Origin of the sequence: Nocardiopsis sp. FR4, from assembly GCF_009830945.1 — a bacterium.
In the GTDB taxonomy this organism is placed as follows: Bacteria; Actinomycetota; Actinomycetes; order Streptosporangiales; family Streptosporangiaceae; genus Nocardiopsis.
Genome location: NZ_VWVV01000003.1, coordinates 186,863 through 204,990, shown reverse-complemented (window position 1 = coordinate 204,990; position 18,128 = coordinate 186,863). Strand labels below are relative to the sequence as shown.

Genomic DNA, 18,128 nt, shown 5'->3' with positions numbered 1-18,128 from the left:
ACAACCTAGGGTGGTATCGGCGGTACCACTGTCAGGGGCGCGTTCCCGGGGCATCCTGGAGGGAGGCGACCGAGGAGGCGACACCATGGTGGACCGCGGCGAACTCGCGGCGTTCCTGCGCGACCGACGCGCCAGGCTCGTCCCCGGTGACGTCGGGCTGCCCGACACCGGGCGCCGGCGCACACCGGGGCTGCGCCGCCAGGAGGTGGCCCAGCTGGCCGGGATGTCGGTGGAGTACTACGTGCGGCTGGAGCAGGCACGCGGCCCCAACCCCTCCCGGCAGGTGCTGTCGGCGCTCGCGCGGGCCCTGGTGCTCGACGTGGACGAGCGCGCCTACCTGTTCCGCCTGGCGGGCGCGCAGCCGCCCCCCGTCCGGGGGGTGAACCGGGAGATCACCAAGGCGGTGCGCTACCTGTTGCACGGGCTGGCCGCCACCCCCGCCTACGTGCTGGACGCCAAGTACGACGTCCTGGCGTGGAACCGGATGGCCACGTACTTCATCGGGGACATGGCGTCACTGCCGGAGGGCAGGCGCAACATCATCGGGTGGATGTTCTCCCGGCCGGACGACGACCCGCACTGGGACGACCCCAACACCGACTGCTTCACCCGCCACTCGGTGGCCGACCTGCGCGCCTCCTACGCCCGCTACCCCGGTGACCCCGACATCTCCCGTCTGGTCACCACCCTGCTGGGCACCTCGCCCCGGTTCGCCCGTATGTGGGAGTCACGTGAGGTGCGGGAGCGACGGGCGTTCACGAAGAGGGTGGAGCACCCGCTGGTGGGAACGCTGGAGCTGGAGTGTCAACTGCTCTCCGTGGCCGAGACCGACCAGCAGGTCATGATGTACTGCCCCGAGCCGGGCTCGGCCACGGAGCGGGCGCTGGAGCGCCTGGCCGCCGGGTTTCCCCCGCCCGCGCCCGAGCACGTCCCCCCGCTGTCCGCCCCCCTGGGCCCGGTGCGCCGCGCCTAGGACGGGCCGTCGAGACCCCGCCGTCCGCCGCGGAGTACGGGCGGGGTCCCGAAGGGCTCGGTCGGAGGCCCCGCCCGCGCGGGTCGGCCCCTGAGGGCGCCCGCGGTCATGCCCCGCGCCAGCGGCGCTCCAGCCGGGCCGACCCGGTCGCGGAGCCGGGTACCGAGGCGTCGGCGCAGACGCGGCACGGGTAGGGCCCGAACGAGTTGAACGGGTCCGGGGCGGACCTGGCCGCGGCCACCAACACCCGGCAGACCGGCACCGGGAAGTGGGCCGCGGCGACCGGGGTTCCGGATCGGGCGGAGGTCAGAGGCGCCCGCGCGGGTCTGCGGCCGCGCCCTTCTTTCCCGTGACGTACGTCTCTTGAGCCGGAACCATACTTACTTAATATTCATTAAGCAAGAGGGTGACGGAAATCTCGATACCGTAGAAAACGGGTCCCGGCCCCGGAACAGACCCGAAGCGCAGGAGGCGGAGAGCTACAGATGAGTGAGACGAGCCCGGAGCCGCGCAGGCGGGTGAACCGGCGCGAGCAGATCCTGCGCACCGCGGCCGACGTGTTCGCCGCGCAGGGGTTCCACAACACCTCGCTGGCCGACATCGCGGCGACGCTCGACATCACCCCGGCGGGGGTCCTGCACCACTTCGGTTCCAAGACCGACCTGCTCACCGCCGTCCTGGAGCTGCGCGACGACGCCGAACCGGCGCCCCGGGGCGGCCCGATGCTGGACCACCTGGTGGCCACCGCCGAGCGCAACGCGGCCCGCCCCGGCACCACCCAGCTGTACGCGGTGCTCTCGGCGGAGAGCGCCACCGACGACCACCCGGCCCAGGAGTGGTTCCGGGACCGCTACACGGTGCTGCGCCAGGAGATCGGGGAGGCCGTGCTGGACCGGCTCGGTCCGGAGCACCGCGAGGCCGCCAGCACCCCGGGGGCCGACGGGCGCACCCCGGCGCAGGCCGCGGCGGCGGCGGTCATCGCCGTGATGGACGGGCTCCAGGTGCAGTGGCTGCTGGACTCCGAGGCGGTGGACATGGCGGCGGTGACCCGGTTGGTGATAGACGCCCTCGTGGCCCGGCTGTCCGGGGACTGACCGCGCGGGCGGGGCCACGCGAACGCGAGGGGGCGCCGGGGAACCGTGGGGTTCCCGGCGCCCCCTCGCGGTGCGCGGCGGTCGGCTACTGCTCGCCGTGGACGGAGCCGGGGGTACCGGAGCCGTCGGTGACGTGCGGCTCACCGGTGGCGCTGCCCGCCAGCCACTCGTCCCAGGACTTCTGCCAGAAGCCCCAGCCGTTGTCCCACTCGAACTCGCGGTCGGTGCCGGTGGTGTCCAGGATGTCACCCATCAGGGTGTTGTTGAAGAACCACTGGGCGTCCTCCATGCGCAGGTTGGTGCAGCCGTTGGAGGTGTTGGCCGTGCCGATGTTGGGGTTGTAGGACGCCTCGTGCACGAACTCGCCGCTGTTGGAGGTGCGAACCGCGTACTGCACGTCCACGTTGTAGGCGCCGGGGTCGTCCTCGGGGATGCCCACGGTGGTGGAGTCCATGGTGATGTGCTCGTAGCGCTCCATGAGCACGTGGACGCCGCTGCTGGTGGTGTCGAAGCGGCGGTTGGCCTTGCCGTTGCTCACCTCGATGGTGCGCTCGTGCTCGCCGTCCACGGTGATGACCATCTCGTGGTCGGGCACGTGCATGGTGGCGATGAGCTCGCGGCCGATCTCGAAGTCGATCCGGTAGTTGCGCACGCCGTAGACGCCCTCGGAGGCCTCCACGCCCGCCAGGTGCAGGTCGACGCTGACGGCCTGGTAGGGGTCCCAGTACTCCTCGGGGCGGAAGACCGCGGTCTGGTCGTTGGTCCAGTTCCAGGCGCCTTGGACGCCCTGCTCGGAGACGACCTCCATGGAGTTCTCGACCTGGGCCTTGTTGGTGACCGGCAGGTCGAAGTTGATCACGATCGGCATGCCCACGCCGACGGTGTCGCCCGAGACCGGGTAGTTGGAGGCCAGCTCCAGGCGCTGCCCGGGAACCGCTTCCAGGGTGGTGAACTCGTGGACGAGTTCGGTGGTCTCACCGGCCTCGTTCTCGGCGGTGGCGGTGACCACGACCTCGGAGCCGGGGCGCAGGTTCCAGTCGCTGACCCACTCGGTGCCGTCGCCGTTGAGGGTGCCGGTCATCTCGTAGAGCGCGGGGTCGTCCTCCGCGGCCTGTCCGGCGGAGGCCTCGTCCACGACGGCCTGGTCGACCCTGACGTCGGTGATGACGCCGTTCTCCGCGGTGACCGTGACCGGGGAGTTGGGCGCGACCTCCTCGGAGCCGTCCGCGGGCGTGATCGCCAGCACCGCGGGGTCGGCCTCGGGCACCTCGGAACCGCCGCTCTGTGTCTCGGCCTCCCCGGACGTGCAGGCGGTGGCGGCAAGCGCCAGCGCGACCAGTCCGATACCGAACCGGCGCATCGCCACCGGGGGTGTCTTGCCCGTCACGTCTGGTACCTCCATGTCAAGCCTCGAACGCCGTGTACTACCACTAGGACGCGCGTGCGCCCGAAAGGTTCTGAAATCCCACGCATCGGTTATGGAGTGGTGACCTCCGGGGGCGGGGGTGAGGACACCGGAACCGACGACGATACACCTGAGGGGGTAGAGGACGGCCCCCGGGGTTAAGAGATTACGGCCATCCCCCCGCGGCGTTGTACTCCGAGGACCGCGAGCCTAGAATCTTGTTCAGATGCTCCACTTTCTCCCGGGAGGTACCATGCCGTGGCTCTGGCTGGCCGGGGCGATCGTCTCCGAGGTGATCGCCACCACCTCGCTGAAGCTCTCCGAGGGCTTCACCCGGCTGGTCCCCTCCATCGTGGTGGGAGTCGGCTACATCGGGGCCTTCCTCATGCTCAGCCAGTCCCTCACCCGGGGCATGGACCTCGGGGTGGCCTACGGCGTGTGGGCGGCCGCGGGCATCGCCCTGGTGGCCGTGATCGGCACCGTGCTCTTCGGTGAGACGCTCACCTGGATCCAGGTGGGCGGGATCGCCCTGATCATCGCCGGGGTGATGGCCCTGGAGCTGGGCGGCCACCGGTGAGCGGGGACGGCGCGCGGGACGCCGGGACGGTGACCGACGGACGCAGGATCAAGGGCGAGCGGCGGCGCAGGGCACTGTTGGACGCCACCATGCGGGTGGTCGAACGCGACGGCGTGGCCGCGGTCAGCCAGCGGCGCGTGGCGGCCGAGGCCGGGGTCCCGCCCAGTGCGGTGACCTACTACTACGCCACCGTCGACGACCTGCTCGTGGACGCACTCACCCGGGTCAACGACACCTACGTGGCCGCACTGGCCGCCCTGCCCGAGGACGCGGACGCCGCCCTGCGCGCCCTGGCCGGGATGGTCGCGGGGGGCCCGGGCTCCGACCGGGCCCACGTGATGGCCGAGTGCGAGCTGTTCCTGCTCGCCGCCCGGCGCCCGGCCCTGCGCCCGCAGATCGAGCGCTGGAACCGGGCCGTGGACGCCTTCTTCGCGCCCTACCTGCCCGACCCCGTCGAGCGCGCGGGCGTGTGCGCCGCCCTCGACGGCCTGTTCGTGCGGGGCTGCGCCGACCCGGAGCTGTCCGCGGAGGAGGTGTACCGCACGCTCAGCCTCCTGGTGCGGCGCGCGCGGCGTAACGTGCGGGCGGGGTCCCCAGAAGCGCGGTGAACTCCCTGGTCAGGTGGGCCTGGTCGCTGAACCCGAGCTCGGCTGCCAGCGCCCCCCAGGACACGGGGGCTCCCCGGCGGGCCCGCTCGGCCGCCTCGTACAGCCGGTACCTGCGGATGACCGTCTTGGGGCCCAGACCGAGGTGGTCGCCGAAGCGCCGCTGGAGCGAGCGGACGGTGACCCCCTCCCGGCGGGCGAGCCCGGACACGTTCACGGTCGAGGGGTCCGCGGCCACCCGTTCGGCGATGTCACGGGTCTCCTCGGCCGGGTGGCGGGCGTCGGGCAGCAGCCCGCCCAGAACCCGGTCCAGCTCGGCCCTGAGCGCCGCCGGATCCGTCGTGCGATCCGGGGACGCGAAGACCGGGGAGCCGTCGAGCAGCCGTGAGGCCGGGAGCACGGCGTCCACGAGGGCGCTCATCGGCCCCCGGGCCAGGGGGCGGAAGCCCGCCGGGCGGAACATCACCCCCAGCGCCCACCCCCGTCCCTCCAGCAGGCGCGAGGTCACCCCGGTGCTGGGTCCGTGCACCGTCGCGGTCCCGCCGGTGAACACCAGGTTCACCACCGGGTGGGCCAGGACCCGCTGGGTGTGGGGCTCGCGGCCGGTGAGGTCCCACGAGGCCAGCCAGTAGCGGTCCACGAAACGGGCCGCCTTGGCCGAGGGCGCGTACCGGTCCAGCCGGAACCGGGTCAGCCCGAACTCCGGATCGAGGATGCCGCGCGCGTCGGCCGTCACGGGGTGCGGTTCCACGGGCCCCACAGTAGACCCCTCCGGATCGAACTGGAGTGCGACGCGTCGCTTTTCTTCAAGACGCGCGGGGGCGGGGTCACGAGGATGGGGGTGTTCCGCGCGAATCCGGAGGTAACCCCGACATGAGCGACATCCGCGCACGCTACGCCCGCCTGTCCGAGGACTTCGCCGCGACGGTGGCGGCCGTGCCCGCCGACCGCTGGTCGGCCGACTCCCCCTGCCCCGGGTGGGACGCCCGCGGTGTGGTCCGCCACGTGGTGGACACCCAGGGCATGTTCCTCGGCCTGGTCGGCCGGGAACTGGGCGAGATCCCCTCCGTGGACGCCGATCCCGCCGCCGCGTGGGAGGCCGCCCGCGCGGTGGTCCTGGCCGACCTGTCGGACCCCGACCGGGCTGCCGCCGCCTTCGGCGGGTTCTTCGGCCCCACCACGTTCGCCGAGGCCGTGGACCGGTTTCTCAGCTTCGACCTCGTGGTGCACCGCTGGGACCTGGCCCGCGCCACCGGGCAGGACGAGCGCCTGGACCCCGGGGACGTGCGGTGGGCGCGCGAGGCCGCGGCGGGGTTCGGCCCCCACCTGCGCCGGGAGGGCGTGTGCGGCCCGGAGCTCACCCCGCCCGGGGGCGCCGACGAGCAGACCCGGCTGCTCGCCTTCCTCGGCCGCCGCGCCTGGTAGCCGACCGCCCGGTGGCGCGGCACCCGGCGGCGGGCCGCCCGGCGGGCGGCCTCGTCCTCTCCGGGGTCATCTCCCGCGCCCGGCACCGTCCCGGGAGACGCCCACCAGCAGGTGCAGGAGCATCAGCGCCGCCACCGCCAGCAGCAGCCAGGCCGACACGTTGAGGAGCTGGACCCGCACGGACAGCTCCCGCCACTCCACTCCGGGCCCGTCGGTGACGTGGAACAGCCCCACCGACATCAGCCCGGTGGCCACCACCAGCACCGTGAGGACCGCCCGGTGCGCGAGCACGCGGACGAGGTGGCGGTCCTCCGGGTGGGCGAACGGCCGCACCCGGACCGTGAACCGGCCCCGGTGCAGCTGGTCGGTGATCTTGTCGAGTCTGCGCGGCAGGCGGCGCAGCGTGGGCAGCATCGCCACCACCTCGTCCACCGCCAGTTCCCGCAGGTCCTGCGCGCCGAGCCGCCGGGACATCCGCTCCTCGGCGAACCGCTTGGCCTCGGTGACGGTGTCGAAGCCCGGCGCGAGGTGCACCAGCGTGCCCTCCAGGGTGGCCAGGGCCCGGAAGACCGCAGCGAGCTCACCGGGCAGTGCCAGGCCGAACCGGGTGACGATGAGCAGCAGCTCGGTGAACATCCGCGTGCTGGCGGTCATCCCCTGGTGCAGGTAACGCGCCATGAACTGGCCCAGGGCGCGCCGCAGCCGCTCCTCGTCCACCTCCCCGGGCTCGGTGACCACGTCCAGCAGGGTGTCGGTGAGCAGCACCGCGTCCGAGCGGTCCAGGGCCAGCAGCATGAGCTGGAGGGACTCGCGGGTCTGGCCGTCCAGGCGGCCCACCGACCCGTAGTCCAGCAGGCCCACGCCGCCGTCGTCGAGCAGCAGGATGTTGCCGGGGTGCGGGTCGGCGTGGAAGATCCCGCTGACCATGACCTGTTCGAGCAGGCACTCCAGCAGGGTGACGGCCAGGGCGCGCCCGTCGGTCCCGGCGGGGTCGGCCGCGCCGACGGGGACGCCGCGCAACCGCTCCATGACCAGGACGCGCCTGCTGGTGTGCGCCTCGTGCACCCGGGGGACGCGCACCGGGGAGTCGGGGGCGGCTCCGGCCACCGCGGCGATGTTGGCCGCCTCCACCTCGAAGTCCAGCTCCTCCCGCAGGGCCTCGGAGAAGCCCTCGGCCAGGTCCACCACGCCGATCGCCCGCCCCCAGTCGGTGCCCGCCTCGAAGCGCAGCGCCAGCCGCCGGATGATGTCCAGGTCGCGCCGCACGACCGGGCCGATCCCGGGCCGCTGCACCTTGACCACGACCTCCTCGCCGCCGCGCAGCCGGGCGGTGTGCGCCTGGGCGACGGAGGCCGCGGCGAGGGGCTCGGCGGAGAAGTCCTCGAACACCTCCTCCATCGGGTGGCCCAGCTCCTCCTCCACGACCCGGCGGACCTCGGCGAGGGGAACGGGGGCCACCTCGCTGTGCAGCCGCCCCAGTTCCTCGACGAAGACCGGGGGCAGCAGGTCGCGCCGCGTGGCGAGCACCTGCCCGAGCTTGACGAACACCACCCCGGCCTCCTCCATGGACCGGGCCAGGGAGCGGGCCAGGCGGCGCTGGCCGGAGGCGCCTCCGGCACCCTCCCCGCGGCCGGTGACATAGCCCCACAGCCCGTGTCTGGCCAGGATCCAGGTGATCTGCCGGTAGCGGCGCATCCGGCCGAACCCGTCCAGCGCCGCGCGGACCACGTGGACCGGCCGCAGCCGGGTGTGTCGGGGCAGAGCCAGCTCCAGACCCACGAAGACGAACAGGGCGCCGACCGCCGAGAGCAGCATGACGGTCACGCCGAACCCGGCCGGGAGCGGCCCCTCCGCCGAGATGTGCCGGGCGAACTCCTCGTAGGAGCCGTAGTACAGGGGCCCCGCGGCGGCGGGGCCCAGCACCGCGCCGAGGAACCCCGCCAGGGCCAGCCTCGGCAGGCTGAACGGAACGCCCATCATCCGGCTGGCCAGTGCGCCGAGCCAGAGCAGCGCACCCGCGAAGACGAACAGGGACAGGATCTGGAGCAGGACCTCGACGAGGAGGGACACGGCCGGGGGGCTCTCTTTCCGTCGTCTCCGCGGACGCGGAGCGGGCGGGCGGGGGTGAACGGGCGCGAGCGCTCGCGCCGACCCCCCACAATGCCATCGCGGAGGCCGTGGCGGCAGGGCCGCCCCGGATCCGTGGAGAACCCGGAGGGCCGCGGGGGGACTCCCCCCGCGGCCCTCCGGCGGCGGGCTCAGCGCTCCGCCGAGCCCGCCGTACGCCGGCGCCCGCGCACCGACGGCCCAGCGCCCCGGGCCGCGGTGCCTCCACCGCCCGGCACCTCGGCAGCCAGCACCTCAGCGGATGGGCGCGTCAGCAGGTCAGCTCCCACGAGCACTCCAGCTCACCGCCGCCCTGCGCGGGAGCGCTCTGGGAGCGCACGCCCAGGGGCGCCTGGTGGCCCAGGTGCTCGGCCAGGCGGACGGCGATCGCGTCCTGCACGCCCGTGGGCGCCGGGCCGCTGTGGCCGTTGTTGACGACGCTGAACACCAGCCCGCCGCCGTCCGGCCCGGGGACGTACCCCGACAGGGCGCTGACGCCGGACATGGTGCCGGTCTTGGCCTCCACGACCCCCTCGGCCGCGGTCCCGCCCATGCGGAACCTCAGGGTGCCGCCCGTGAACGGGTCGCTCGCGCCCGCCACCGGCAGGGACTCCTCCCACATGCCGTGCCAGTCGGCCGCGCGCGAGCGCACCAGCAGGTCCACGACCGTGTCGGCGGTGACCAGGTTGCTCCGGGACAGGCCCGAGCCGTCGTTGAGGACCAGGTCGGAGGTGTCCACCCCGAGCCCGGCGACGGCCTCCTCCACCCCGGCGAGCCCGGCGGCCCAGCTGCCCTCGTCCGCGACCTCGCGGCCGATGCTCTTGACGAGCATCTCGGCGTGGCCGTTGTTGCTGAACTTCATGAAGGGGACGAGGATCTCCTCCAGCGCCGGGGACTCGTGCTCCGCGAGCACCCGGACGCCCCGGCCGCCCTCGGGGGCCGCGCCGAACTCCACGCCGCCCCTCACCGCGACCCCGTGCCGTTCCAGGGCCTGCTCGAAGAGGTGGGCGGCCAGCCCGGCGGGTTCGTCCACGGTGCGCAGGACGCTCACGGTCGCACCGCCCGCGGGGATCGACCCGCTGACCGTGATGGTGTTGGTGCCCACCGGTCGGTCGACGACCAGGGTGTTGCCGCTGCCCGGGGCGCCGGTGACGGCCCGGTTGTCCAGTTCGGCGTAGCCCTCGGCCGCGCCGAGGTCCACCTCGGCGGGCTGGCCCTGCGCCGCCGGGGAGACCGAGACCTCCGTGACCCCGGTGTCGTAGCGGTCCCCGTGGGCGACCGTCAGGGCCGAGATCTGGGCCGAGTAGGCGTAGGGCTCGTCCTCGGGCCACCAGTCGCCGACGAGGCGCTCGGAGTCGAACCAGGTGTCGTCGGCGTACACGTCGCCCCGCACCGTCGTGACCCCGGATGCGGCCACGTCGGCGGCCAGCGCGTCCAGGTCGTCCGCGGACAGGGTCGGGTCGCCGCCGCCCACCAGGTACAGGTCCTCCACCGAGCCGCGGTGGCCGCGTCGCCCGTGGCGTCCGTCGCCGCCCCGGGCGACGACCTCGGTGGTGAAGGTGCGGTCGGCGCCCAGCACCTCCAGGGCGGCGGCCGAGGTGAACAGCTTGGCGTTGGACGCGGGCAGCAGCCGGGCGCCGCCGTCGCGGGAGTAGAGCGTCTCCCCGGTGCCGGGGTCGACCACGACCACACCGGACACCGCCCCCTCCAGTGCGGGGTCCGCCAGGAGGGCGTCGATGTCCTGGCGCAGGCCGCCCAGGCGGTCCTCGGGCGTGTCCGCGTGCGCGGGGGAGGCGGCCAGCACCGACGCCGCGAGCAGCGGGGCCGCGAGGAGCGCGGCGGTCGCGCGGCCGGGGCGGTGACGGTCGCCGGAGCGACTCGGGGACCCGGGGGTCCGGGTCGGGGCGAGGGCTTTCAACGGGGTGTCTCCTACCGGTCACGGGCAGAAAAGGGCACCGCACCCTAACCCGCGCGCCGCTCCCGTTGCCAGGACCTCGCGGGTGGGTCGCCCTGGAACGGCGCGCGCCCGGGTGGGTGGACCCCGCCAACCAGCGTGAACCCCGACCGCTAGTGGGAAAGTTGTCCGATTCCGGCCATCCGGGGGCCGCCGCAGGGGGCGACCCCCGCGGCGGCCCCGGGCCTCAGATGAGTTCGACCGCCTTGGAGTAGTGGCACGCGTCCTGGTGGCCGGTCCCCCGGTCCAGCAGCTCGGGGGGCTCCTCCACGCACTTCACGCGCTCGTTCTCGGACAGTTCGCCCGCGAACTTCGGGCACCGGGTCCGGAACCGGCAGCCCGAGGGCGGGTTGGCCGGGTTGGGGACGTCCCCGGTGACCACGATCCGCTCCCGGGTGCGCTCCTTGACGGGGTCCGGCAGCGGGATCGCCGAGATCAGGGCCTGCGTGTAGGGGTGCGCGGGCGCGCCGAACAGCTGGTCGGTGGTCCCCGTCTCCACGATCTTGCCGAGGTACATCACGGCCACCCGGTCGGCGATGTGCTTGACCACCGACAGGTCGTGCGAGACGAACAGGTACGACAGCCCCAGCTCGTCCTGGAGGTCCTCCAGCAGGTTGATGACGCCCGCCTGGATGGACACGTCCAGGGCCGAGACAGGCTCGTCCAGGATGAGCACCTTGGGGTTGAGCGCCAGGGCCCGGGCGATGCCGATGCGCTGGCGCTGGCCGCCGGAGAACTCGTGCGGGTAGCGCGAGCCGTGCTCGGGGTTGAGGCCCACCAGCTCCAGGAGCTCCCGGACCCTCCGCTTGGCGGTGCCGTTGCGCTGGCCGTGGATCCGCAGCGGTTCGGCGATGATGTCCGAGACCGTCATGCGCGGGTCCAGGGAGGCGAAGGGGTCCTGGAAGACCAGCTGGAGGTCGCGGCGCAGCGGCCGCATCTGGCGCGGGGACAGCGTGTGCAGCGGCTGGCCCCGGTAGCTGACCTCGCCCGAGGTCTGCCTGATCAGCTGGAGCATGAGCCGGGCGGTGGTGGACTTTCCGCACCCGGACTCGCCGACCAGGGCGAGGGTCTCGCGCTCACGCAGTTCGAGGGAGACCCCCGACACCGCCTGCACCTCGCCGATCCTCCTCCTGAGCAGGCCCTTGGACCGGATCGGGAAGTGCTTGACGAGGTCCCGGACGGTGAGGATGACCTCTCCGGTGCCCGGGTCCGCGGCCCCCTCCGGGTCCGCGCCCGGGGCTCCCTCGGCGACCTCGGCGAGGGCCTCCCCGGCCCCGTCCTCGGCGGCCTCAGTCGCCACCGCGGTGCCCCGGAACAGGTCGGTGGGCCGCGCGCCCTCCAGTTCGTCGCTGAAGTGGCAGGCCGCCGCGTGCGCGCCGGTGTCCTCCACGGCGACGGGGACGCGCTCCCCGCTCCCGTCGGCGGCCAGCAGGCGCGGCTCCTCCTGGTGGCACAGCTCGCGCGCCATCGGGCAGCGCGGCGCGAAAGTGCAGCCGGTGGGCAGGGAGAGCAGGGAGGGCGGGGTTCCCACGATGGGGGTGAGCCGCTCGTGCCGCTCCTCGTCCAGCCGGGGCAGCGACCCCAGCAGGCCGAGGGCGTAGGGCATCCGCGGCCGGTAGAAGACCTCCTCCACCGGTCCCGTCTCCACGAGGCGGCCGCCGTACATGACGCCGATCCGGTCGACGTGCCCGGCCACCACGCCGAGGTCGTGCGTGATGAGCACCAGCGCGGCGCCCGTCTCCCTGCGGGCCGCCTCCAGCGCCTCCAGGACCTGGGCCTGGACGGTCACGTCCAGGGCGGTGGTCGGCTCGTCGGCGATGATGACGTCCGGCTCGTTGGCCATCGCGATGGCGATGACCACGCGCTGGCGCATACCTCCCGACAGCTCGTGGGGGTACTGCCTGAGCCGCTGCTCCGGGTTGGGGATGCCCACCAGTTCCAGCAGTTCCAGGGCGCGGGCCTCCGCGGCCTTCTTGCCCACCTTCCGGTGCGCGAGCACGGCCTCGGCGATCTGGTAGCCGATGGTGTAGACGGGGTTGAGGGAGGTCAGCGGGTCCTGGAAGATCATCGCGATCTTGTCGCCGCGGACCTTGCTGATCTGCGCGTCCGTGAGGCCGATGATCTCCTGCCCCAGGACCTTGGCCGAACCCTCGACCCGGGCGCCCTTGGGCAGCAGTCCCATGATCGCCATGGAGGTCACGGACTTGCCCGATCCGGACTCGCCCACGATCCCCAGGGCCTCTCCCCTGCGCAGGACGTAGGACACCTCGCGCACGGCGGGCAGCGGCCCGTCGTCGGAGCGGAAGGTGACGCTGAGGTCGCGGACCTCCAGCACCACGTCCGCGGTGCCCGCCGCGGCGGTCCCCTCGTTGCTCGTGTGTTCTGTCGTGGTCATCGCCGCACCATGGTCTGTCGTGGGTCGAGGGCGTCGCGGAGGCCGTCGCCGATGAAGTTGATCGTCAGGCAGACCACCAGCAGCAGCACGCCGGGAGGGTAGAACAGCCAGGGCCGGGTGGACGCGGCCGTGCGGGCGTCACCGATCATCTGGCCGAGCGAGATGTCGGGCGGCTGGATGCCGAACTGGAGGAAGGACATGCCCGCCTCCAGCAGGATCGCCACGGCGATCAGCAGGGTGGCCGCGACGATGATCGGCCCGGCCGCGTTGGGCAGCAGGTGCCGGACGATGATCCAGCTGGGCGAGGCCCCGGCGGCCTTGGCCGCCTCCACGAACTCCTGCTCGCGCAGGGACAGGACCACGCCGCGCACGACGCGGGCGATCTGCGCCCAGGCGAAGAACCCGATGATCAGCGCCACCGCGTACCAGGTGGTGCCGCCGCGGACGTTGCCCGCGATCGCGGCCACCATCACCAGCAGCGGGACGATCATGAACACGTCCACGACGCGCATCATGAGGGCGTCGACGCGCCCGCCGTAGTAGCCCGAGGCGGCCCCCCACAGGGAGCCGACCACGGTGCCCATGATGGACACGGTGAAGGCGACCTTCAGCGTCTGCTGGGCGCCGCGCATGAGCTGGCCCAGGACGTCGTGCCCGGCGGTGGTGGTGCCGAGCGGGTGCTCGGGTCCGGGCGGCACGCTCGCCGGGATCTCCAGGTGGACCAGGTGGTCCCACCGCCAGAGGAACGGGCCGAGGAAGGCCCCCAGGACGATGAGGACCAGGACCACCAGGCTCACCATGGCGGCCCGGTGCCGCACGAACCGGGACAGGATCATCTGCAGCTGGGTGCGTTCGGCGCCGCCGACGCTCTCGGCGTCGGTGCTCCGGGGCGCCGGGGGAACCTTCGTCTCACTCATAGCGGATCCTCGGGTCGAGCACGCCGTACAGCAGGTCGGCGATGAGGTTGGCCAGGATGACCAGGACGCCGCTGAGCAGCAGCCAGGCCATCAGCGCGTAGGAGTCGTTCTTCTCCACCGCGGCGATGAAGAACTCGCCCAGGCCGCGCCACTGGAAGACGCGCTCGGTCAGGATCGCGCCGTCGATGATCCCGGCGATGCCGACCGCGGCCACGGTGGTCAGCGGGATCAGGGCGGTGCGCAGCGCGTGGCGGCGGATGACGACGCGGTTGGGCAGGCCCTTGGCCCGGGCCAGGCGGACGTAGTCGCTGTTGAGCACCTCCAGCATGGAGGTGCGCTGGTACCGGCTCCAGGAGGCGAAGCTGGTCAGCATCAGCACGATGGTGGGCAGGGTCATGTAGGCGAAGGCGTTGGTGATCCGCCCCCACAGGTCCTGGCCCTGGGCCTGGTAGGTGCCGTCCCCGATCGTGGCGAAGACCTGGCTCCCCACGAGTTCGTTGAAGCCCACCCCGGCCTGCTGCATGATGCCCGCGAACCAGAAGACCGGCATCGCCAGGGCGAGGAACCCGATGAACGTGAGGGTGTAGTCGAGCTTGGAGTACTGGCGCATCGCGCTGACCACGCCGGCGAGGACGGCCAGGCCCAGGGCGAAGACCATGGCCGCGCCGACCAGGCGCAGGGTGGTGCCCAGGCGCAGGAAGAGGTTCTCGCCGATGTCGTAGGTGGCGCTCTGGGTGGAGGGGCCGAACTTGCCCTGGAGCAGTCCGATGTCGCCGTTGCCGCCGATGCCGGTGATCCAGAGCCAGTAGCGCTCGGGCATGGAGCGGTCCAGGTAGAGCCGCTCCTCCTGGAGCTGGATGACCGAGGGGTCCGGCGGCGGCTGCTGCATCCGCAGGTCGGCGAGCGGGTCGCCGGAGACGTCGATGAGGACGAAGGTGAGCACGGAGGCCAGGAGCAGGATGGGTATCGCGCCCAGGACGCGCCGCACCGTGTAAACGAGCATGGGTGTGATCCTTCAGGGGTGGACGAGGACCGGCCCGGGTCCGGACGGGGTGGTCCGGACCCGGGCCTGGGACCTTGAGCCGAGTTACTCGGCGATGTCCCACTCACCGATGTTGTAGGTGGCGCGGTAGCTGGACTGCAGGTTGTCCTCGACGTTGGCGAGCCTGTCGCTCACGAAGAAGTAGTTGGGCTCGGCCATGATCGGCAGCGAGTAGGCCTCGGGCACCACGGCGGCCACGGCCGCGTTGGCGTGCTCGGCCGCCTCGTCCAGGCTGGGGGCCGTGCCGGCGGCGATGGCGTGCTCGTCGACCTCGTCGTTCTCCAGGCCGCCGAAGTTGCTCTCGCTCTCGCTGTGCCAGAACTGCTGGGGGCTGGAGGTGAAGTAGGGGGTGCCGCTCCAGCCGAACTGGACGATGTCGTACTCGGTGCCGCCCAGCATGCCGCCCAGGTCGTCGGTCATCTCGATGGTGGTCTCGATGCCGATCTCGGCCAGCTGGGCCTGGATGAGCTGCAGGGAGTTGCTGCGCACGACGGTGTCGGTGCTGCGCAGGCGGAAGGGGCCGACCTGCTCCCCGTCGAGGGTGAGGGTGTCCCCGTCGAGCTCGTACCCGGCCTCCTCCAGGATCTCGGTGGCGGCCTCGATGTCACCGCTGCCCTGGCCGCTGTCGGTGATGTGGTCCTCGTAGTACTCGCTGTCGCTGGAGAAGATGTGGTTGTTCTTCAGCTCGTAGTCGGGGTAGCCGGCGCCGAAGTTGCGGCTGGCGATCTGGTCGCGGTCGATCGCGGTGAAGATGGCGCGGCGCAGCTCGACGTCCGAGAGGAACTCGTTCTTGGTGTTGATGTCGATGTGCTCCCAGATGTTGCCCTCGCCGACGGTGAGGGTGGCGCCGATGCCCTCGATCTGGGTGATGACGTCCTCGCTGTACTGCGCGGGGTTGGCGCCGTCGATCTCACCGTTCTGGAAGGCGTTGACGAAGGTGCCCTCGTCGGTGTTGTACGACATGATGACGCGGTCGAGCTTCGGCGTCTCGCCCCACCACTCCGGGTTGGGCTCCTTGACGACCTGGTTCTCCAGGTCGCCGTCCACGATCTGGTACGGGCCGCCGGACCACTCGGGGCGCGTCTCGTGCAGCCAGGTGTAGTACTCGCCGAGCTGGTCGGGGTCGTCGACGTCCCAGCCGTTCTCCTCGGCCAGGTGCGCCGGGTAGAAGCCGCCCCCGGCGCTGTGGGCGTCGAACATGGCCATCCACTCGGGGTTGGCCAGGCCCTCCTTGAGGCGGAAGGTGGCGGTCTTGCCGTCGACCTCGACCTCCTCCACCATGTCGGGCCCGGTGGTGCCGCGGGAGTCACAGGTGGTGCAGTAGCCCTCGGTGGGGGAGGCGGACATCATCATGGTGACCCGCAGGTCCTCGCCCGTCATCGGGGTGCCGTCGCTCCACACCGCGTCCTCGTGGAGGGTGAAGCTGAACTCGAAGGGACCCGCCTCGGGGTCTTCGTTGATGAGCGTGGGCTCCTCGGCGAGCACGTTCAGGTCGTACTCGTACGTCGCGTCGGGCTGCCACTGTCCCGTGTAGGGCAGCACACCGGAGAGCATCTGGACGGTGTAGACGCTGCCCCCGGCCGCACTGATGGAACCCCAGGCGGCGGGAAGGCTGTTGATCACCCAGGTGACCACCTTCTCGCCCTCCCCGTCGCCGCCACCGCCGCCGGAGCACGCGGTCAGCGCCATCAGCGCGGAGGTTCCCGCGGCGGCGAGCGCGAGCGTCTTCCTTCGTTTGTGCATCAGTTACACCCTTGATCACTAATACGAGCCGAACCTGGGGGGTTCGCGTGGTTCGCACACGCCCCGCAGAACTTAGGCGATTAGTCGATCAGAAGACCATTGAGCGAAATGTCTGTATAGCCCCACTGCCGGATTCGTGACCCATCCGCAACCGGTTCGCGCCCATGGTCACCGGAGGCGGACACACACCCCTAACACCCTGGCAACACGAATGTCATCGCAGGTCAGAGCACCACAACAGGCCCAGATGCCCCGATTCTGGATTCGGACGTGCCAGAAATGCATTGCGGAAAGCCATCGCCCGTCAACACTGTTTATGGTAAAGTAAACGTCGTTTAACTACGGAATCACATCGAATAACTACACAGAGCGATACCGACAAAGGTGCCAAAGCTCTCACATAACGCCATACCTCCACCCGTCGAGGTCGGCGATCCACGCTCAGACTCCATGACAAGCCAGAACATGTCATCCATAGGATGATCTGATGATCACCAGATAAATCCGGCAAGGGACCCCTGGGCTGCCAAAGCACGGAGGAACCACGCTGGAATCCGCATACTCAGCTGTCCGAAACCACCTGCCGCACCCCGCGGGAGCCGATAGGGTTTCGTTCGGCGATCGCCGTCACCACCGCAGCTCCCAGCGAGAGAGGCCACTGCCGTGTCCGAAACAGTCCGCCTGGTCTGCCCCGCAGGCCGCAAACACGTGGAGCTGTGGGCTGGTTACGCTCTGGTGGCGCTGGGTGCCGCGGTGGTCGCGGTCGACCCCTCGCACTGGGCGAACATCACCCTCGGCGTGCTCCCGGCCCTGGTGGGCGCCGCGCTGGCCGTGCACGGCCACATGATCAAGTCCCCCGTCCTGGAGGTCTCCGACGGGGAGTTCCGCTACGAGCGCGGCCGCTACATCGTGCGGGTGCCCTTCCAGGACATCGGCTCCTACTACGTGCTCCCCGGCCGGATCCGCTCCCTGGGGCTGTGCGACACCAGCGGGCGGCCCAAGCGCTTCCCCTCGCTGAAGAGCCGCCGCACCTCGCGCACGTACCTGCCGCTGACCGGCCTGACCAGTCCGGCCAAGGTCGAGTCCTTCATGGCGATGGCGGGCATCCCGCCGCGCAACCAGTCCCTCACCTCCTGAGGAACCGCGTTCCGCGTGCCCGCCCGCTGAGCTGCGGACAACTCTGGGCACACACGACAATTACCTCCCACGCGCCTCACGGACATACCGTCGCAAGGCCGTGTCCTCTACCCTCGATGGGGTGAAGCAGTCCAGAATCACCGCCATCCTGACCGTAGCGGGGATGCTCGCGGCCATGTGGGTCTTCGAGATCCTCGACAGCTTCCTGCTCTTCGGGACACTCGACCAGCGGTTCGGCCTGCGGGCCTGGGACTTCCAGGGCCCCTGGACCGTGTTCACCGCGCCCTTCATGCACGGCAACCTGGAACACCTCATCGGCAACTCGCTGCCGTTCCTGGTGCTGGGCTCGCTCGTCGCCTTCAGCGGTCTGGGACGGTTCCTGCTCACCACCCTGATCGTCATCCTCGTCAGCGGTGTGGGCGTGTGGCTGTTCAGCGCGCCGTTCTCGCTCACGGTGGGCGCCAGCGGTCTGGTCTTCGGCTACTTCGGCTACACGGTCCTGCGCGGCATCATCGAGCGCAAGACCGTCGACATCGTCATCATGATCTGCGTGGTCCTCTTCTACGGGACGATGATCTGGGGCGTGCTGCCGCAGTACCCGGGCGTCTCGTGGCAGGCGCACCTGTTCGGCTTCGTCGGCGGCCTGCTCGCCGCCTACCTGCTCCCCAGACGCGAGCGCAGCCGGCAGCTCAACCAGGGCTACGGAGGCGCGCAGGGCGGTTACTACGCCCCCTGAGACACACGGACGGGCCGCT

15 protein-coding genes are annotated in these 18,128 nt (G+C 71.6%); 7 read left to right on the top strand and 8 right to left on the bottom strand.

The window, feature by feature from the left end; all coding sequences use genetic code 11:
• Positions 1-85 precede the first annotated feature (85 nt).
• Positions 86-973, top strand: a complete 888-nt coding sequence (locus tag FYW95_RS05610; protein WP_159941713.1) for a helix-turn-helix transcriptional regulator — start codon at positions 86-88, stop codon at positions 971-973.
• Positions 974-1,458: 485 nt separating this feature from the next.
• Positions 1,459-2,067 carry a TetR/AcrR family transcriptional regulator gene (locus tag FYW95_RS05605; RefSeq protein WP_159941712.1) on the top strand — a complete coding sequence of 203 codons (609 nt, stop codon included), beginning with the start codon at positions 1,459-1,461 and terminating at the stop codon, positions 2,065-2,067.
• An 85-nt stretch (positions 2,068-2,152) separates the two neighbouring features.
• Here the strand turns inward: FYW95_RS05605 and FYW95_RS05600 are convergent, their stop codons facing one another.
• Positions 2,153-3,454, bottom strand: a complete 1,302-nt coding sequence (locus FYW95_RS05600) for a L,D-transpeptidase (RefSeq protein ID WP_201294715.1) — start codon at positions 3,452-3,454, stop codon at positions 2,153-2,155.
• A 271-nt stretch (positions 3,455-3,725) separates the two neighbouring features.
• Between FYW95_RS05600 and FYW95_RS05595 the strand changes: the two genes are divergently transcribed.
• Positions 3,726-4,049 carry a DMT family transporter gene (locus FYW95_RS05595; RefSeq protein WP_159941710.1) on the top strand — a complete coding sequence of 108 codons (324 nt, stop codon included), beginning with the start codon at positions 3,726-3,728 and terminating at the stop codon, positions 4,047-4,049.
• Positions 4,050-4,078: 29 nt separating this feature from the next.
• Complete coding sequence (locus FYW95_RS05590; RefSeq protein ID WP_255459331.1) at positions 4,079-4,657, top strand: TetR/AcrR family transcriptional regulator; 579 nt, start codon at positions 4,079-4,081, stop codon at positions 4,655-4,657.
• On the opposite strand, the gene FYW95_RS05585 is transcribed toward FYW95_RS05590, so the two are convergent.
• Entirely contained in the window at positions 4,596-5,405 is an 810-nt protein-coding gene (locus tag FYW95_RS05585) for a helix-turn-helix transcriptional regulator (RefSeq protein WP_236567689.1), read from the bottom strand. The genes FYW95_RS05590 and FYW95_RS05585 overlap by 62 nt on opposite strands.
• 122 nt (positions 5,406-5,527) lie before the next feature.
• Between FYW95_RS05585 and FYW95_RS05580 the strand changes: the two genes are divergently transcribed.
• Complete coding sequence (locus FYW95_RS05580) at positions 5,528-6,079, top strand: TIGR03086 family metal-binding protein (RefSeq protein ID WP_159941709.1); 552 nt, start codon at positions 5,528-5,530, stop codon at positions 6,077-6,079.
• 66 nt (positions 6,080-6,145) lie between these two features.
• Here FYW95_RS05580 and FYW95_RS05575 read toward each other — a convergent pair whose 3' ends face one another.
• The 6 genes from FYW95_RS05575 to FYW95_RS05550 all read right to left on the bottom strand — a co-directional run bounded on the left by FYW95_RS05575 (position 6,146) and on the right by FYW95_RS05550 (position 16,236).
• Positions 6,146-8,149, bottom strand: a complete 2,004-nt coding sequence (locus FYW95_RS05575) for an ABC1 kinase family protein (protein WP_236572060.1) — start codon at positions 8,147-8,149, stop codon at positions 6,146-6,148.
• Between the two features lie 307 nt (positions 8,150-8,456).
• A complete protein-coding gene (dacB, locus tag FYW95_RS05570; RefSeq protein WP_159941755.1) occupies positions 8,457-10,004 on the bottom strand; it encodes a D-alanyl-D-alanine carboxypeptidase/D-alanyl-D-alanine endopeptidase in 1,548 nt (515 codons plus the stop codon).
• A 322-nt stretch (positions 10,005-10,326) separates the two neighbouring features.
• Complete coding sequence (locus FYW95_RS05565; protein WP_159941708.1) at positions 10,327-12,534, bottom strand: ABC transporter ATP-binding protein; 2,208 nt, start codon at positions 12,532-12,534, stop codon at positions 10,327-10,329.
• Positions 12,531-13,451, bottom strand: a complete 921-nt coding sequence (locus FYW95_RS05560) for an ABC transporter permease (RefSeq protein ID WP_159941707.1) — start codon at positions 13,449-13,451, stop codon at positions 12,531-12,533. Before FYW95_RS05560 ends, FYW95_RS05565 begins: the two co-directional genes overlap by 4 nt.
• Positions 13,444-14,454 carry an ABC transporter permease gene (locus FYW95_RS05555; RefSeq protein WP_159941706.1) on the bottom strand — a complete coding sequence of 337 codons (1,011 nt, stop codon included), beginning with the start codon at positions 14,452-14,454 and terminating at the stop codon, positions 13,444-13,446. Before FYW95_RS05555 ends, FYW95_RS05560 begins: the two co-directional genes overlap by 8 nt.
• An 84-nt stretch (positions 14,455-14,538) precedes the next feature.
• Positions 14,539-16,236, bottom strand: a complete 1,698-nt coding sequence (locus tag FYW95_RS05550) for an ABC transporter family substrate-binding protein (protein WP_159941705.1) — start codon at positions 16,234-16,236, stop codon at positions 14,539-14,541.
• Positions 16,237-16,899: 663 nt separating this feature from the next.
• On the opposite strand from FYW95_RS05550, the gene FYW95_RS05545 reads away from it, so the two are divergent.
• Positions 16,900-17,373, top strand: coding sequence for a hypothetical protein (locus FYW95_RS05545; protein WP_201294713.1), 474 nt, complete (start codon positions 16,900-16,902; stop codon positions 17,371-17,373).
• 121 nt (positions 17,374-17,494) lie between these two features.
• Positions 17,495-18,109 (top strand): rhomboid family intramembrane serine protease, encoded by a 615-nt coding sequence (locus FYW95_RS05540; protein ID WP_159941704.1) that lies wholly within the window; start codon positions 17,495-17,497, stop codon positions 18,107-18,109.
• The last annotated feature ends 19 nt before the right edge of the window (positions 18,110-18,128 follow it).

Coding starts and splice junctions, on each gene's coding strand:
- FYW95_RS05610 (WP_159941713.1), top strand. CDS start 86: ATGGTGGACCGCGGCGAACTCGCGGCGTTCCTGCGCGACCGACGCGCC.
- FYW95_RS05605 (WP_159941712.1), top strand. CDS start 1,459: ATGAGTGAGACGAGCCCGGAGCCGCGCAGGCGGGTGAACCGGCGCGAG.
- FYW95_RS05595 (WP_159941710.1), top strand. CDS start 3,726: ATGCCGTGGCTCTGGCTGGCCGGGGCGATCGTCTCCGAGGTGATCGCC.
- FYW95_RS05580 (WP_159941709.1), top strand. CDS start 5,528: ATGAGCGACATCCGCGCACGCTACGCCCGCCTGTCCGAGGACTTCGCC.
- FYW95_RS05565 (WP_159941708.1), bottom strand. CDS start 12,534: ATGACCACGACAGAACACACGAGCAACGAGGGGACCGCCGCGGCGGGC.
- FYW95_RS05560 (WP_159941707.1), bottom strand. CDS start 13,451: ATGAGTGAGACGAAGGTTCCCCCGGCGCCCCGGAGCACCGACGCCGAG.
- FYW95_RS05555 (WP_159941706.1), bottom strand. CDS start 14,454: ATGCTCGTTTACACGGTGCGGCGCGTCCTGGGCGCGATACCCATCCTG.
- FYW95_RS05550 (WP_159941705.1), bottom strand. CDS start 16,236: ATGCACAAACGAAGGAAGACGCTCGCGCTCGCCGCCGCGGGAACCTCC.